General features: G+C 41.9%; 19 protein-coding genes. 9 read left to right on the top strand and 10 right to left on the bottom strand.

Annotated elements, in window-relative coordinates; all coding sequences use genetic code 11:
• Window positions 1-234 precede the first annotated feature (234 nt).
• The 6 genes from aroA to HZA08_02955 form a co-directional block, all read right to left on the bottom strand.
• Complete coding sequence (aroA, locus tag HZA08_02980; protein MBI5192390.1) at window positions 235-1,527, bottom strand: 3-phosphoshikimate 1-carboxyvinyltransferase; 1,293 nt, start codon at window positions 1,525-1,527, stop codon at window positions 235-237.
• A gap of 144 nt (window positions 1,528-1,671) precedes the next feature.
• On the bottom strand, window positions 1,672-2,508 hold the full coding sequence (locus tag HZA08_02975) for a prephenate dehydrogenase/arogenate dehydrogenase family protein (GenBank protein MBI5192389.1): 837 nt from the start codon (window positions 2,506-2,508) through the stop codon (window positions 1,672-1,674).
• 35 nt (window positions 2,509-2,543) lie between these two features.
• The gene (aroF, locus tag HZA08_02970) at window positions 2,544-3,557 is read right to left on the bottom strand and encodes a 3-deoxy-7-phosphoheptulonate synthase (GenBank protein ID MBI5192388.1); all 1,014 of its coding nucleotides are present in this window, start codon (window positions 3,555-3,557) and stop codon (window positions 2,544-2,546) included.
• 170 nt (window positions 3,558-3,727) lie between these two features.
• On the bottom strand, window positions 3,728-4,813 hold the full coding sequence (locus HZA08_02965; GenBank protein ID MBI5192387.1) for a histidinol-phosphate transaminase: 1,086 nt from the start codon (window positions 4,811-4,813) through the stop codon (window positions 3,728-3,730).
• 60 nt (window positions 4,814-4,873) lie between these two features.
• A complete protein-coding gene (pheA, locus tag HZA08_02960; protein MBI5192386.1) occupies window positions 4,874-5,941 on the bottom strand; it encodes a prephenate dehydratase in 1,068 nt (355 codons plus the stop codon).
• A gap of 256 nt (window positions 5,942-6,197) precedes the next feature.
• The gene (locus HZA08_02955) at window positions 6,198-6,467 is read right to left on the bottom strand and encodes a DUF4321 domain-containing protein (GenBank protein MBI5192385.1); all 270 of its coding nucleotides are present in this window, start codon (window positions 6,465-6,467) and stop codon (window positions 6,198-6,200) included.
• Window positions 6,468-6,521: 54 nt separating this feature from the next.
• On the opposite strand from HZA08_02955, the gene HZA08_02950 reads away from it, so the two are divergent.
• Window positions 6,522-6,809, top strand: coding sequence for a DUF721 domain-containing protein (locus tag HZA08_02950; protein ID MBI5192384.1), 288 nt, complete (start codon window positions 6,522-6,524; stop codon window positions 6,807-6,809).
• Between the two features lies 1 nt (window position 6,810).
• Here HZA08_02950 and hpt read toward each other — a convergent pair whose 3' ends face one another.
• The 3 genes from hpt to HZA08_02935 all read right to left on the bottom strand — a co-directional run bounded on the left by hpt (window position 6,811) and on the right by HZA08_02935 (window position 9,532).
• A complete protein-coding gene (hpt, locus tag HZA08_02945; protein ID MBI5192383.1) occupies window positions 6,811-7,335 on the bottom strand; it encodes a hypoxanthine phosphoribosyltransferase in 525 nt (174 codons plus the stop codon).
• A 237-nt stretch (window positions 7,336-7,572) separates the two neighbouring features.
• On the bottom strand, window positions 7,573-7,974 hold the full coding sequence (locus HZA08_02940; GenBank protein MBI5192382.1) for a hypothetical protein: 402 nt from the start codon (window positions 7,972-7,974) through the stop codon (window positions 7,573-7,575).
• A gap of 199 nt (window positions 7,975-8,173) precedes the next feature.
• Window positions 8,174-9,532: an HlyC/CorC family transporter gene (locus HZA08_02935; protein MBI5192381.1), complete on the bottom strand. Its 1,359-nt coding sequence runs from the start codon at window positions 9,530-9,532 to the stop codon at window positions 8,174-8,176.
• Between the two features lie 126 nt (window positions 9,533-9,658).
• Between HZA08_02935 and rpmH the strand changes: the two genes are divergently transcribed.
• From rpmH to HZA08_02905, 6 genes are all read left to right on the top strand, one after another.
• Complete coding sequence (gene rpmH / locus HZA08_02930; protein MBI5192380.1) at window positions 9,659-9,793, top strand: 50S ribosomal protein L34; 135 nt, start codon at window positions 9,659-9,661, stop codon at window positions 9,791-9,793.
• A 40-nt stretch (window positions 9,794-9,833) separates the two neighbouring features.
• Window positions 9,834-10,166 (top strand): ribonuclease P protein component, encoded by a 333-nt coding sequence (gene rnpA, locus HZA08_02925; GenBank protein MBI5192379.1) that lies wholly within the window; start codon window positions 9,834-9,836, stop codon window positions 10,164-10,166.
• 2 nt (window positions 10,167-10,168) lie between these two features.
• Window positions 10,169-10,384 (top strand): membrane protein insertion efficiency factor YidD, encoded by a 216-nt coding sequence (gene yidD, locus HZA08_02920; protein MBI5192378.1) that lies wholly within the window; start codon window positions 10,169-10,171, stop codon window positions 10,382-10,384.
• Between the two features lie 46 nt (window positions 10,385-10,430).
• Complete coding sequence (yidC, locus tag HZA08_02915) at window positions 10,431-12,020, top strand: membrane protein insertase YidC (protein MBI5192377.1); 1,590 nt, start codon at window positions 10,431-10,433, stop codon at window positions 12,018-12,020.
• Window positions 12,021-12,472: 452 nt separating this feature from the next.
• Window positions 12,473-13,252 (top strand): hypothetical protein, encoded by a 780-nt coding sequence (locus HZA08_02910; GenBank protein MBI5192376.1) that lies wholly within the window; start codon window positions 12,473-12,475, stop codon window positions 13,250-13,252.
• Window positions 13,253-13,277: 25 nt separating this feature from the next.
• Window positions 13,278-13,931, top strand: a complete 654-nt coding sequence (locus tag HZA08_02905; protein MBI5192375.1) for a hypothetical protein — start codon at window positions 13,278-13,280, stop codon at window positions 13,929-13,931.
• A 104-nt stretch (window positions 13,932-14,035) separates the two neighbouring features.
• Here HZA08_02905 and HZA08_02900 read toward each other — a convergent pair whose 3' ends face one another.
• Entirely contained in the window at window positions 14,036-14,584 is a 549-nt protein-coding gene (locus tag HZA08_02900; GenBank protein MBI5192374.1) for an O-acetyl-ADP-ribose deacetylase, read from the bottom strand.
• 83 nt (window positions 14,585-14,667) lie between these two features.
• Between HZA08_02900 and HZA08_02895 the strand changes: the two genes are divergently transcribed.
• The gene (locus HZA08_02895; GenBank protein ID MBI5192373.1) at window positions 14,668-14,988 is read left to right on the top strand and encodes a divalent-cation tolerance protein CutA; all 321 of its coding nucleotides are present in this window, start codon (window positions 14,668-14,670) and stop codon (window positions 14,986-14,988) included.
• The gene (locus HZA08_02890; GenBank protein ID MBI5192372.1) at window positions 14,961-15,692 is read left to right on the top strand and encodes an endonuclease III domain-containing protein; all 732 of its coding nucleotides are present in this window, start codon (window positions 14,961-14,963) and stop codon (window positions 15,690-15,692) included. The genes HZA08_02895 and HZA08_02890 overlap by 28 nt, the downstream gene beginning before the upstream one ends.
• Window positions 15,693-15,902 lie beyond the last annotated feature (210 nt).

Here is a 15,902-nt window from a genome sequence, read left to right as displayed (position 1 = left end):
TTTATGGAAAGGCGGGTCCGGCATGATGAAGAAGGCAGCCTAATAAATTCACCCGAAAATCTCTCCGGCGGGGTTTTCTTACCCCGCTGATTTTCATGGCCCTTTGTGAACCCTCGGTTCATGGGAGTTCATCCGAAAATCCTAAGAAATTAAAAATAAAGTGACCTATGTATTCGTAAGGTTTTAATTTTGAATTTTTATCTGCCAATTTGATTTTCATGATCTATGTGATATTTAATTATCTCTACAAAGTGTTTTCAGTGTCTCTTCAAACTTAGGGAAGGATGTATTGATGCATTCTGTATCTTCTATAACAGTCTCACCTTCTGCTGAGAGTCCTGCTATTGCCATTGACATGGCTATGCGATGGTCGCCTAAGCTGGTACATTGTGTCCCAATCAGTTTTCTGCTCCCCTTAATCCACATACCATCATCGTATGTCTCTACATCAACACCGAGTGCTGTAAGACAATCTGCCATTACAGTTATCCTGTCGCTTTCCTTATACCTGAGTTCTGCCGCATCCCTGATAAATGTCTCGCCATCCGCCATTGCCGCCGCTATAGTGATAACAGGTAACTCATCCACACACCGCGGTATAATCTCCCCTTTAATCTCTATCCCATGCAATGCCGCTGACCTGACCCTTAAATCCGCCACCGGTTCTTTACCAAATTCCCGTTGATTATATATTTCAATGGATGCACCCATTTCCTTTAAAATATCTACTATCCCTGTCCTTGTAGGGTTAATACCGACATCTTTAATAACAACGTCAGATCCCTCAAGAATAGAAGCACCGACAAGGAAAAATGCTGCCGCAGAAATATCTCCAGGCACCGTTATGTCATTAGAATAAGGAACCTGACCTCCATCAATCATTATGGTAGCCCCATCTTTCATAAGGTTAATCCCAAAGGACTCCATCATTAATTCCGTGTGGTCCCTTGAAGGTATCCCTTCCACAACAGAGGTTTGACCTTCAGCAAACAAACCTGCAAGCAAAATGGCCGATTTTACCTGTGCACTCGGCACCGGCAATGTGTATGAAATCCCCTGCAATTTACCACCTCTTATTGCGAGTGGTAAATATTCCCCGCCCTTCCTGCCCCAGATATTTGCCCCCATCATCTTCAATGGTCCGATTACCCTTTTCATTGGCCGCCGCCTCAGGGAATTATCGCCGGTAAAGAGTGAAAAAAAGGGTTGACCTGACAGCAGGCCGGTAAGAAGCCTGGCGCTTGTACCGGAATTGCCCATATCCATTACATCAGCAGGTTCAATTAAACCGGCGGGGCCATTGCCATGTATCTCCACGGCATCACCTTCTGCGTCTATCTTCACCCCCATCGCCTCAAAGGCCCGCATAGTCCTGATACAATCATCAGAGGTTAGAAAGTTTGTAACCTTAGTAACACCATTTGCAATTGAACCGAAAATGATTGCCCTGTGAGAGATAGACTTATCCCCCTGTACACTGATTTCACCGCTTAATTTTTTTACAGGTTTTATACGAATTGTTTTCATGCGAAAAGAACCCCATCCCCACCCTAACCCTCCCCTTGAAGGGGAGGGAATTTTGAAACTCCCCCTAACCCTCTCCCTGAGGGAGAGGGGATTTTCATCATCATTTCACTTGAACCCTCGACCACTTGACCCCTGGGACCCTTTTTACAGCTTCTCCCTGACCCCTCTTGCCCTCTCAAACTCCCTGTAAAGGGCATCACCATCTTCTTTCTTAATAAATGTTTTAAGTCTTCCAATAGAATCCTCAAATCTCTCAAGCATATTAATAAGGTTGTCCTTGTTCATAATACAGATATCCCTCCACATCTCCGGATGGCTTGCGGCAATCCTTGTAAAATCCCGGAACCCGCCTGCGGAGTAAGAAATCAATTTATCTTCAGTCTTTTCAAGGTCAAGCAGGGTATTCACAAGTGCGTAGGCTACAAGATGGGGGAGGTGGCTGACAGCAGAAAATATAAGGTCATGTCTTGCAGGGTCCATCTTTATTACATTGCTCCCTGCGGCCTTCCATAAGGATTCGATAGTATCAAGTGCGTCTTTATATGTATTTGATGTTGGGGTAATTATACATTTAGCACCCTGAAATATGTCTTTGGATGCAGCCGCCACGCCTGATTTTTCTTTGCCTGCTATGGGATGGGCACCAATAAAATGTACTGATGGGGGCAATATTCCTTCTATCTCAAGAACAGGCCCCTTTACACTTCCGACATCAGTAACAATGGCGCCAGGCTCAAGATAAGGAGACATCTCCCTTGCCAGTCTTATAAGTGTTGTCACAGGGGTTGCCAGTACAATTATATCCGCCCCTCTGACCGCTTCCTCCAATTTGAAGGTATAACTGTCTATTACATTTAAGGCCAGTGCGTCTTTTAAATTCTGTTCACCCCTGCCGACACCGACTATCTCAGATACAATCCCCTTTTCCCTGCACACCAGCGCAAGAGAGCCTCCTATAAGCCCAACCCCTGCAATAACCATTTTCCTAAAATGGAGTAGAGAGGCCGGTGCAGACGTCATATCTCACGTCCCATTGCACCAGCGATTGCCCTTATCTGCCTCATCATCTCTTTAAATACCGGTATCTTGAGGGACTGCTCTCCATCCGACATAGCCTGCTCAGGGTTAGGGTGTATCTCAACAAGAATACCGTCAGCACCAGCAGCAACACCTGCCCTTGCCATTGGAGTTACAAGGTCCCACTTTCCAACACCATGACTTGGATCCACTATTACCGGCAGGTGCGTCAACTGTTTTAATACAGGGACAGCACTCAAATCCAATGTGTTTCTGGTAGCGGTCTCAAATGTACGAATACCCCTTTCACAGAGGATTACCTTTTGATTGCCCTTTGCCATGATATATTCAGCAGACATCAGGAACTCTTTGATTGTTGCAGAAAGTCCCCTTTTCAGGATAACCGGCTTATCATAACCGCCTATCTCTGTAAGAAGCCTGAAGTTCTGCATATTCCTTGCCCCGATCTGCACTACATCAGTGTACTCATATATCATCTCAATGTCTCTCGGGTCCATAAGTTCGGTAACAACCAGCAACCCTGTCTTTTCCCGTGCCTCTGCAAGTAATTTAAGACCTTCAAGACCAAGCCCCTGGAAGGAATAGGGAGAGGTACGCGGTTTAAAGGCACCGCCCCTTATGAAGCTTATATTTTCATTCTTTATCTCATTTGCAATCTGCAGAAGCATCTCACGGTTCTCAACAGCACATGGCCCTGCAATAACCTGTATCTTCTTACCGCCGAAGCATACCCCGTTTATATCTATAATCGAATCTTCAGGATGAAACTCCCTGCTTGCAAGTTTATAGGGCTTCAATATCGGCACTACCTTCTCTACACCCGGAAAGGCCGCAAGAGGTAGTTCCTGCAGTATCCTCTCATCCCCAATTGCCCCCAGAACAGTCCGCTCCTTACCTGCTGAAACATGGATTGTAAGACCAAGCTCTTCAAGCCGTTCCTTAATATGGGTAATCTGTGCCTCTGTGACATCAGGTCTTAGTACGATTATCATTACTTATTCCCCCTCTTAATTATTCATCTATTATTAACACTTAGTTGTATATATAAGTCATTAGTTAGAAGTAAGACGTTAGAATCGAGATACCAATTTTTTCACTTCTGCCTTATAATTTCTAACATCTTACTTCTTGCCTCTTACTTCTGCCTTCTAACTTCTTACTTCTAACTTCCAATCACTGCTCTTAACGATTCTATAAATCTTCTATTCTCTTCCGGCATGCCTATGGTAACTCTTAGGTTTTCACCGCCAATATGCCTGATTATTACACCCTGTCTCAGCATGGCATCAAATATCCTCTTACCATCTTCACCTGCCTGGAAGTAGATAAAATTTGCCTCTGTCGGTAAATAATTTATACCGAGTGAATCAAACTCTTTGTATAGAAAATACTTGCCCTCGTTATTTATCCTTATGCTCTCTTTAACATGCTGTTCATCTTCAATAGCCGCTAATGCGGCAATTTGGGCAAGGGAGTTTGTATTAAACGGCTGACGTACCCTGTTCAGCATATCTGTAATCTCCGGCTTCATCAATCCATATCCTATGCGAAGCCCTGCAAGCCCATATATCTTAGAGAATGTGCGTAGTATCACAACATTGCGGCCTTCTCTTAACCAGGACAGAGAATCGGGATAATCCGGCGAGACTGCATATTCAGCATAAGCCTCATCAAACACAACAAGGACATCTTCAGGTATCCTGTCCAGAAAATCCATTATCTCCTGTGTACCTACAATAGTGCCTGTCGGATTATTCGGATTCGCTATAAAAACAAGCCTCGTTTTAGCAGTAATGTTTTCTGCTACCTTCGAAAGGTCATAACGTCCGTCCTTCATCGGAACAGCAGTGATATTTCCATTCGCCGCAGTTACAATGAGGCGGTATACAGAAAAGGTGTTCTCTGAAGTAACAGCATTATCACCCGGCGACATGAATGTCCTGATCAGTAGTTCAATTATCTCATTGGAGCCGTTACCGAGCACAACTGACTCAGGCTGTAAATTCCACTTCCTGCTGATTGCACCTCTCAGATAAAATCCGCCGCCGTCAGGATAACGGTGCAGTCTGCTGAGAGATTTTCCTATAGCCTCCAACGCCTTCTTAGACGGCCCAAGCGGATTCTCATTAGATGCAAGCTTTATCGCCTGCTTTATACCCAGCTCCCTCTCCAGCTCCTCCAAAGGCTTCCCAGGAGAATACGGCACAAGATTCTTTATATTCTCACTAACGTATTTAAGCACGTTTATTTCTCTTTCTTGCTTCTAACTTCTTACATCTTGCTTTTATCTATTAGCCTACTCTATGCCTTATTCCCCTACCGGATACGACCCCAGCACCTTCAGAAAAATACACTGAGGCTCAAGCCCCTCCATCGCCTTCTTTATCTTTTCATCCTCTATATGGCCTTCAAGGTCAACAAAGAATACGTAATCCCATGCCTTCTTTCTTGAAGGACGAGACTCGATCTTTGTCAGATTGATGCCGACATCAGTAAACGTCTTTAACACGCCGTAAAGCGCCCCTATCCTGTCTTTGATGGAAAACATGATTGAGGTTTTATCTTTACCGCTCTTAGGCACATAATTCCTTGCTATAACAAGAAAACGGGTATAGTTGTTCGTACGGTCTTCTATGTGACTACTAATAATCTTCAGTCCATACAACTGCGACGCAAGCTCACTCGCAATTGCAGCAGCAGAGGAATCATCCACACACATCTCCGCCGCCCGTGCAGTGCTTGATACCTCAACTACAGGCACACGCGGCAGATTGCGTTCAAGCCATGTTGAACACTGGGCAATAGCCTGCGGGTGGGAATATATGCACTTTATATCCTCTACCACACCGGTTAAAGACAGCAGGTTATGGCTTACCTCCTGAAGTATCTCTGAGGTAATCTTTAGATTTGATTCCACAAACATATCGAGCGTGTGATTCACAACACCCTCAGTTGAGTTTTCAATGGGCACTACACCATAATCAGCCCTTCCGCGTTCAACCTCTGCAAAGGCGTCCTTTATACTATTTACCGGGATATAGTTTGCAAAGAAACCGAACTGCTTCATACAGGCGAGATGGGTAAATGTTGCCTTTGGCCCCAGATAGGCAACCCGTAAAGGCTGTTCCAATGAAAGAGACGCTGACATAATCTCCCTGAAAACAACCCTCAGCGCCTCATTTGGAAAAGGCCCTTTATTCTCCTTCTCAAGCCGTTCGTATACCTCCCTCTCCCTCTGAGGTACATGTACCGCCATCTTCTCCTCTTTTTTTATGCGTCCAATATCAATGGCATAACTCGTCCTCTTATTAAGAAGACTGAGAATCTCAATATCAATCTTGTCTATTTCCTTACGAAGTACCTCAAGTTCTTTCATTTCGGCTATGATAGCCGATTCTATTTCTCTTTGCAAGAACGGGAAAGGGAGATGTGAATGCAAATATCAAATAAGACTCGGATGGAGAGGGAAACGGCCTGTGGTGTTACATGTCTGCGGATGGTAGCGGCCTTTCATGAAGAAGAAATCAGTGCATTAGGATAGAGGCTCCCCTTCCTATACTACGGAACAAAAGAGAAACAGTACTTGAAATATTGCATATGAGAAGCCTATAATTCTGATTGTTAATTAGAACTTATGCGTGCTTATAAATATAGACCCCTAATATAGTGCCTAACAAGGTAAGGAGGTTTGCCCTTAGTGTGAACCCGATAGTAAACGAGATAATTCTTAGGTCAAAGGTTATGGGAGGACTTATCCCAATAAAGAACCCTTCGGTAAATGCGTTCCTTAAGAACCCCTCCGGAGAGATTGACCTTAGTATTTCACCAAGGACACCTCCTAAGAGGGTTCCGATAAAGATAAACAGGATTAAAAACCAAAAGTTCTTTTTTAAGACCGCCATACAGGCAACATACTACATAAAAAATAAAACAAGTTCAAGAGGTAAGCAGATATTATGCAAAAAGTGTCAGGTATTTTAATGAAACTCCTCAGGCAATACGGGCTTGAAGGAAAGATAATAGAATATACTATAGCGGATAAGTGGGAAGAGATAACCGGCAAAATAATCGCATCACATACTTACCCTGCCGGACTCCATCATAATAGGCTCTATGTTATTGTGGACAGCTCCGCATGGATGCAGGAGTTGAGCTTTTACAAGAATGACCTGATAGAAAAGGTTAACAACCATTTCGGTAAAAAGATTGTCAATGACATATATTTAAAAACCGGTCAGATGTAAACTATTTGTTTGTTTTTAATATGCTTATATACGGCAGGTTCCTATATTTCTGATTGTAATCCAGCCCATAACCTACTACAAATTCCTCAGGAATCTCAAATCCCTTATAAGCCACAGGCAAATCAACAATCCTTAAAGCCGGTCTGTCCAATAAAACAGCTACTTTAAGGGAAGAAGGGTTCCTTGCCTTGAGAATCCTGAGCAGATAACCAAGTGTAAAACCTGTATCTATAATATCTTCAACAACCAGGACTTCACGGTTTGTTATATCAATATCAAGGTCTTTTAATATCCGAACTGCCCCTGCCTCGCTCCTCTCTGCATAAGAGGATATAGACAAAAAGTCCACACAAACAGGTAAACTAATAGCCCTGATAAGGTCAGAGACGAATACAACAGCCCCTTTTAAAACGCATACTATAACCAGCTCCTTTCCTTCATAATCTTTTGAAATCATTTTTCCGATTTCCTGAATCCTTCTCTTTATATCATCCTCTGAAATTATAATGTTTCCAATATGTTCCATAAATCTCCTATCTTTTTTTAAATTTACTTGACATTGGTAAATTGCGGTGGTAACGTAAAAATACCCTGAGGAGTAAGAATAAAAGATCGTCTTGTGGGACCCCGCGGAGGTGATCAAAGGGAAGCCCGAAGAGGCGTAAATAATCAAATAAGTTAGCAAGCTGTAAGTAGTCAGAAGTTAGCTTATAAGATTTGCCCTCTTGGACATAACAATTCTGAAACTCAGGGTATTTTTTTGTCATCCTCCAATCCCATACTTATTTAAAAGCTGTTTATAGTCCTTACCGTAAAATAATTTTAAATTAATATCAGGATAAAGCTCTTTAAGGAGTCTTACTTTTCTGTTTTTCTTTGTCACGAGACTTTGTTTCATGGTTGTAAGTTCTATAAATAAATCAAGGTCTTTAAGATAAAAATCAGGGGTAAAGCTCTCAACTACCCTGCCTGCATCATCCCATTTTATAGGAAAAGTCCGTGGCTCATAATCCCATTCAATCTGATAGAAATCTAATATATGGGCAAATTCCTCTTCACTTGGATGGGCAAACGAAATCTCCTTTTCTTCTTTTAAATCATTCAGGTCTTCGAATTCATCGGAAAGCCCCCTGACAGCACAAGCCTCCTCTAAAAGGTTTACCATCCTCTTTAACTCAGGAAGCATGGAGGTTGGGATCTTGATGCATTGCCCGGTAGGTAATGATTCACCAGCATTTGTTTTTGTATGAAGCCGGATATCTATGGCCTGCTGGTCTTTACCTTCTACGATACTTACGACTATCTCTTCGCCTGTGCTTATGTCAAATCTGCTTATGAGATTCAGTTTATTGTTCTCCTAAAATCTACCTGCTAATCTCTTTAACTTCTGCCTGCTTGCTTATCCCGGCGTCATCGCCTTTACTGCTAACCACCTTTTCTAATTTAACCTTAGAAATCCGTTTCCCCTCAATATCAACAATCGTCAATTTATAATTACCGTATTTCACAATCTCACCGCCACGGGGCATCCTCTGAAGCAGAGATAATACAAGTCCTGCAAGGGTTTCATATTCCTCTGATTCTTCCAGTGCCAGATGGTGAAGGTCAATAAGATCCCTAAGGGGTAAGGAGGCATCAATAACCATTGAACCGTCTTTGAGAATCTTTACAGGCCTGTCCTCAAAATCATATTCATCCTCAATCTCCCCTACAATTTCCTCAATGATGTCCTCCATTGTTACAAGCCCCTCTACACCACCATACTCATTTATAACAATAGCCAGATGCATACGCCGTCTTTGTAATTCCCTCAACAGGGTGTCAATCTTTTTCGTCTCTGGAATAAAATACACGGGTCTTATAATGTCTTTCAGTTTGACATCCTGTTTTTTAATCCTTATCTCAAGAAGGTCTTTTTCATATAAGATACCCCGGATATCATCTAATGAGCCATCATAAACAGGGTATCTTGAAAAACCGCAATCAACTACAACCTCCAATACCTTTTCAATTGGTGTATCTATAGCGATTGCCTTTATCTTGGGACGAGGTATCATTATCTCCTTTACAGTTGTAGTAACAAACTCAAACACACTATGTATCAATTCCTGTTCAGACTTTTCAAATATCCCCTTTTCCCTCCCTTCACTAAGCATAATCTTTATCTCTTCTTCAGTTACAAATGTACCCTCAGCAGGCGGCATTTTTCCAAACGGTTTGAGAAAAAGACTGCTTGATTTTGTAAGAAGTTTAACAGGTAAAAAGGTCAGTCTTGACAGGATTTGAAGCGGCCGACCCACAAAGAGTGCAATAGGTTCAGAAAATCTAATAGCGAGTGATTTCGGGACAAGCTCTCCAAGTATTAGAGTAAGGTATGATGTTATCAGCACCACAATGCCGATAGCAATCGGTGAACTACCCTTCTGGATGAAACCAACAGGTATTTCTTGCAGAACCGGTTTCAATGCCTCAATTGCTGCAGCACCGCTTATAGCACCTGCCAGCATCCCCACTATTGTTATACCTACCTGAACAGTAGCAAGAAATGTATCCGGCTCGTTCTGGAGCTTATGAACTATCTCTGCACTCTTATCCCCCCGCTCCATAAGGTGCTTAATCCTGCTCTTCCTTGAAGATATAATGGCAATCTCCGCCCCTGCAAAAAAGCCATTCACAAGGATAAGAACAAGTATTAAAACTATCTCGAACCAAAAACCAGTCATGGCAATATTATTCCACAGAAGCTAATGTTATGCAAACAAACTCAAAACAAGAAAAATTTAAAACAGAAAAATAAGTTGACATTTCAACTGATTAAGTTATAATCTCCCTTTTGCAAAGGAGGAGTTATGTCAGTAACATATAGACCACATAACCTGAGCAGGAAACGGTCGCATGGATTCAGGCTTAGGATGAAAACAAAGAATGGCAGGAAGGTACTTGCCAGAAGAAGGGCTAAAGGACGGGCAAGACTGACAGTTTAAGTCCTTATTATTAAGAAGGGCTTTATAATATGGTCAGTTAGTGAAAAATACAAAATACAATATCCGTAAGGGTTGGGAATACCGTTTTATCTACAGGAATGGACGCAGGAAGTCCAACCGTTATTTTGTCCTTTACTACATAAAAACCAATCTCGGCTACAGTCGCTTTGGGATCTCAGCAAGTAAAAAGCTTGGTAATGCTGTGAAACGTAATAGGGTCAAGAGGTTAATCAGGGAAATTGTAAGACTGAGAGACGATATAAAAGGTATGAGTATGGATATTGTTATTGTTGCCCGTGACGGGATGCTTGGGATAAATTTTAAAGAGGCAAACGAGGCATTCGGCAGTTTAATAAAGTATGTGAGAGATTAGTTATGAATTTAAAAAAACTCTTCATCTTCTTTATTTCCGTGTACCAGAAATGCTTCTCTATTTTAAAACCGCCTTCGTGCAGGTTTTACCCCACCTGTTCCCAGTATTCGATTGATGCAATAGAAAAACATGGATCCATCAGAGGGATTGTTAAGGCTGTCTTCAGATTACTGAGATGTCATCCTTTTCATCCCGGTGGTTTTGACCCCGTAAAATAAACCAGTAAAATGAAATTGACAAGGTAGAAATATCATAATGGAAGGTATGGAGAAAAGAATATTCCTTGCAATCGTGTTGTCAGTAGTAATACTGGTTGCATATCAATACCTTGTACCGGCCCCACCACCGCCAAAACCCCAGCAAACAGAACAGCCTTTTCAGAAGCCGGAAGAGACTACAACGACTGTTTCACCAGCAGAGGCATTATCCCCTGCCGGTAAAACAGCAGGAGAAGAAAAGACCATCACAGTTGAGACTGACCTATATAAGGCTGTCTTCACCAACCGCGGCGGCGTAATCAGGCATTGGGAATTAAAACAATACTGGTTAGATTTAAAAAAGCAGAACAAAGTAGTCTTATTTGATCCTGGTAATAAGGTGATTGGATCATATCCGATGGCGGTTAACCTGAATGATGCAGTATTAAATAATATTATCAAAAACGGCCTGTTCAGTATTGAAGGCAGTGATGTAACCCTGAACAGTAAAAATCCAAAATCTACTCTTAGTTTTACTTATGTTGACCCTCAAAGCGGCAAAGGCATTAAAAAGACCTTTACGTTCAACAATGATTCTTACCATATTGATGCAGAAATTACCCCAATAAATGTTACAGGGAATTATTCAATTTCAACCGGCTCTAACTTTGGAATAACTGAATGGGGTGAGGCACGAATGGTAGGTTTTGTCGGCCCATCCACACAGGTTGGTACAAAGGTTGTTAAAGATAAGGTAGCAAAAATAAAGGGGACCGCCACACATGAGGGAGAAATAAAATGGACATCCGTACAGGATAAGTATTTTATATCAGCCCTTATACCAAAGGATAAAGTAAACAAGGTAGTTGTTAATAAGCTTTCAGACAAGGACGTCTGGAGTGAGATGGTGGTTCCGGAAGGTAAGAGGGCCTCCTTAACTATATATGCCGGACCAAAGGAATTCAAACGATTAAAGGCGCTTGGCGTCGGCCTTGATAACAGTATTTCTTTTGGGTGGTTCATCGTTTGGGAATTATCCCCAATAAGCTGGATGGCAAGGGGCCTGTTTTCTATTCTCCAATTCTTCTTCAACATAAGTCACAACTATGGCATTGCAATTATATTTCTTACTGCAATTGTGAGGGTTGTATTTACCCCTCTAACCTATAAAAGCTTTAAATCAATGAAGGGGATGCAGAAGCTTCAGCCTGAACTGCAAAAACTTCAGAAGAAATACAAAGACAACAGGGCTGAGCTAAACAAAGCAATGATGGAGTTGTACAAAAACCATAAGGTAAACCCGCTCGGCGGATGCCTGCCTATGGTATTACAATTACCGGTATTCATCGGACTGTACAACCTCCTCGCTAATACCATAGAGTTAAGGCACTCTCCTTTCTTTTTATGGGTAAATGACCTATCTGTAAAAGACCCGTATTATGTTATGCCGATTATTATGGGTATTACAATGCTTATACAGCAGAAGATGACCCCGACAACAGTTGATCCGACTCAACAAAAGATGATGCTGATTATGCCTGTAATCTTCACATTCTTCTTCCTAAATTTCCCTTCAGGATTGGTACTATACTGGATGGTAAACAACCTCCTCACAATAGGCCAGCAACATGTTACTATGAAGTATTTTACAAAATGATTAGGTGACAGAAAATTTAACACCTCCTTGCCTTTCATATCTTTATGAAAAATAAGGGAAATATCTGAAATATCCCTTAAATAACCCCTCTCCACTTTCAGCAAGTGACAGAAAATTTAACACTATTATTTACAACAATATTATATTGTTTATTAAAAACCAATAAAATCAACGAGTTATATATGCTATAAATTCAGGCATAAAATATGCTTCTTTTTGAATACAGGTGGGTATGCAATAATTTTGACCCAAAACAACACTTATCCAAACACATTCGTCAACTAGAAAAATCAACTAAGACCAACATTCGTCATACTTGCCTAATAATAGATGTTGACTATAACACTATAAGATAGAAGGGGGGTGAATGCTCATTTATCTTAAACCAGTATTTTAGGTAATTCGTTTGATGCAGTTATTATCAAAAGGTTTGAAAAATGGAGGGTATCAATATGTGTAAGAAAATAAAATTTAATTTCCTTATAATACCAATTGCAGCTGTGTTTACAACTATCCTATTAATATTTGGAAATGCTGCTGCAGTAACTATTACAGTGACAGACGCTACCCCAACTTACACTGCAACTAAGCCGACTTGTAAGGCAGGTACTTATGTAGATTGCAAAAGTACAGCACACTTAAACACTTCATCTCTTTCCGGTACTGATGCTGAATTTAAAAAGTCTTTTGATGCGTGGAATGCTACAAACGCCGCAGGCAGTAAGTGGACTCTGGCTAACGGCGGGGCTTTGCCTGGTGGGGCTTTAAATGTCAGTACCTTTGACGCTATAGCGCTTGATAGTGTAGGCGGACTCGAGATCCAGGTGGACTGGACTTACAGCGGGGCAGATAAGGGTGATTATAAATGGTCTCAGGGACTGTATGACAATTACCTGCTGGATGGATCTATTGTGACCCCCTTCTATGAAATGGATGTGATAGCAGCCGGATGCGATAACACAATTCTCTTAAAACAATGCCCGCCGCTATACCCTTATCAATATGGAGATCGTCATTTTTATGATAAACCTATGGCCCCTTGGCCCAATTCATTTTTTGAAGCACGGGCATTTATATCAAAAGCCGACTTCACTGCACGAAAACTGACAATCTACGAAGGTGTAAATTATGGTTTCCGTTTGAGTGTCCCGGAGTCCGACACATTGGTTCTGTTGATATTCGGATTTCTGGGTCTAACATTAATCGGTATAAGGGTTAGGCGCTATTCTTAATAATAAGAAGGGGAGAGTAGCACATATGGGCGCAAATCTTAATACCGGATGGAACTCTATAGGACGCTGGGTGATATACCCGGCGTTAATTTTTTGTACCTTACAATTGGTTCAAGCCCAGGACTTTGCCCAACCAAGCAACGGGAATCATACCATGAAATTGGCTTTACTAACAAATGTAGAAATGAACAAGGCAACTTACTACGAGGGTGAAAAAATTAAAATGATTTGGTCCCTCATAAACAAAGGCAGTAAAGATGTGTTTATTGTTTCTCATTATGCCACCTACAGCCAGCGCCGTCATTTTGACCATCTTGAACTGAGAGTCCAAAGACAACAGGATAATAAGAAATGGGAACTTTCGCTGTCTGGTCCGCGCAAAGCTGCGGCCAGAATTGTATGTCGTTTACTTCCAGGCGAAACCCTCAGACATGAGATTGACGTGAGTTATTGGCTTTCTTTGCAAGGTATTAATCTTGGAACAGGAACTTACGGGTTATCGGCTGTTTACAATATTGCACCTGACGAAGCCAAAGGGCTAACAGAGTGGGCAAAATGTAGTGATATAAATCCTTCGGATAGTGGTGATGAACCGCACCTTCTTCAAGGTAAATCTCAAGTGCTATGGCATGGTTCTATAATATCAAACATGGCAACTTTTATGGTTTCAAAAAAGTAATTTGTGACATATTTAGATTGGACTTTCATAAAAGATACTTAGGGATTGCACTATTTAAAAGAAAACATAAAAACTTGAAATAAGATTTGTTATTCGCAAGAATTTTATAATTTTTTGGTTTTTTCTGTTAAGAAAATCAGGGCTTCTTCATAAGCCTCATAAGCCGGTTGGCCGAACAGTACGAATCTTACAAGTGTAATCTCGCCGTGTTCTTTCAGGAAGGCTATTACTGTCCTGATTGCGATTCGTGCTGCTTCTTCTAATGGATAACTGTATGCGCCGGTGCTTATTGACGGAAATGCTATGCTGCCGACGCCCTTTTGGAGGGCAAGTGTGAGGCAGTTTCTGTAGGCGCTGGCAAGAAGTTCTGCCTCCCCTTTACTGCCGCCGTGATATACAGGCCCTACGGCATGGATAACATATCTTGCTTGCAGGCGCCCGCCTGTAGTAACCACAGCCCCGCCTGTTGGACAGCCGCCTATTTTTCTGCACTCTTCCATAATCTGCAGGCCGCCTGCCCTATGAATCGCACCATCAACCCCTCCTCCGCCTCGTAGGCCGGAATTGGCAGCGTTTACTATTATCTCAGTGTCCTGTTGAGTGATATCACCTACTACTAATTCTAAAATGGATTTGTTAATTTGCACCTTCATAATTCACCCCCTTGACATGAATAAGCATATAGAATATAACCTATCCAATAAGAATAATAAAGCAATATATGTAAAGGGTTCAAGTGGAACAGTTCATAATAATTCTAATAACAGCCTCCTCAATTGCCGAAGGTGAGAAGATTGCTGAATCCCTTGTAACTAATCATCTTGCTGCATGTGCCAATATTGTCCCCTCATTTACATCAATCTTTTTCTGGCAAGGTAAAACAGAAAAGGCATCAGAAGTCCTGTTGATAGTAAAGAGCAGACATGCTCTACTCGACAAAATAACAGAGCATGTTAAGAAAATCCATAGTTATGCAATTCCCGAGATCATAGCCCTCCCTTTGATTGGCGGATCCGAAGATTATCTGAAATGGGTAGAAGAAAACACAACCTCTTAACAATATATCATTCGCTATTTGAACGATTCGGGCCTCAGCACTGGTGGCCTGGCGAAACCCCATTTGAGGTAATAATCGGCGCCATCCTTACTCAGAACACCTCATGGACAAATGTTGAGAAGGCCATATCCTCATTGAAAGCCTCAGGCAATTTTTCTCCGGACAAACTATTTGAATTACCGGCAGATGCCCTTGCAGGTTTAATCAGGTCATCAGGATATTTTAATATAAAGGCAAAGCGTCTTAAAAACTTCCTAAGTTTTCTGTTTGCGGAATACGAAGGTAGTATTGATAAATTATTAAAGGAAGAATGTTCCATATTAAGACATAAGCTCCTTAATGTAAACGGCCTTGGACCGGAGACAGTGGACTCCATACTTTTGTTTGCCGCCGGATACCCGGTATTTGTTGTGGATGCATATACGAGACGGATATTTTCAAGACACGGTTATGAAATTATGGAGGACGGTTATCATAATATTCAATCATTATTTATGGAGAATATCCGAAAAGACCCTGTGCTTTACAACGAATATCACGCACTAATAGTGAGGGTCGGCAAATATTTATGTAAAAAGAAGCCTCTCTGCAACGTATGCCCTCTTGAATACGATTTGCAGAAAAAATCCAAAAATGCTATAAAGGATGATAAAAATAAGGCCCCCTCACCCGGACCCTCTCCCGCCAGGGGAGAGGGATGCTAAGTTTTTCCCCCTCCCTTGACGGGAGGGGGTTAGGGGGAGGGTGAGCTATGGTGATTTTCGGATGAACCCTCATGAGCCTTCGGCTCACAAAGGTACATGAAAATGAGGCTCAGGATGAAACAACCCCACCCTCACCCGGACCCTCTCCCTGAGGGAGAGGGTGCTTAGTTTTTATCCCCTCCCCTTCAAGGGGAGGGTTAGGGTGGGGAT

This window comes from Nitrospirota bacterium (assembly GCA_016212215.1).
GTDB lineage: Bacteria > Nitrospirota > 9FT-COMBO-42-15 > HDB-SIOI813 > HDB-SIOI813 > JACRGV01.
This window is presented reverse-complemented; position numbering and strand designations above follow the sequence as displayed.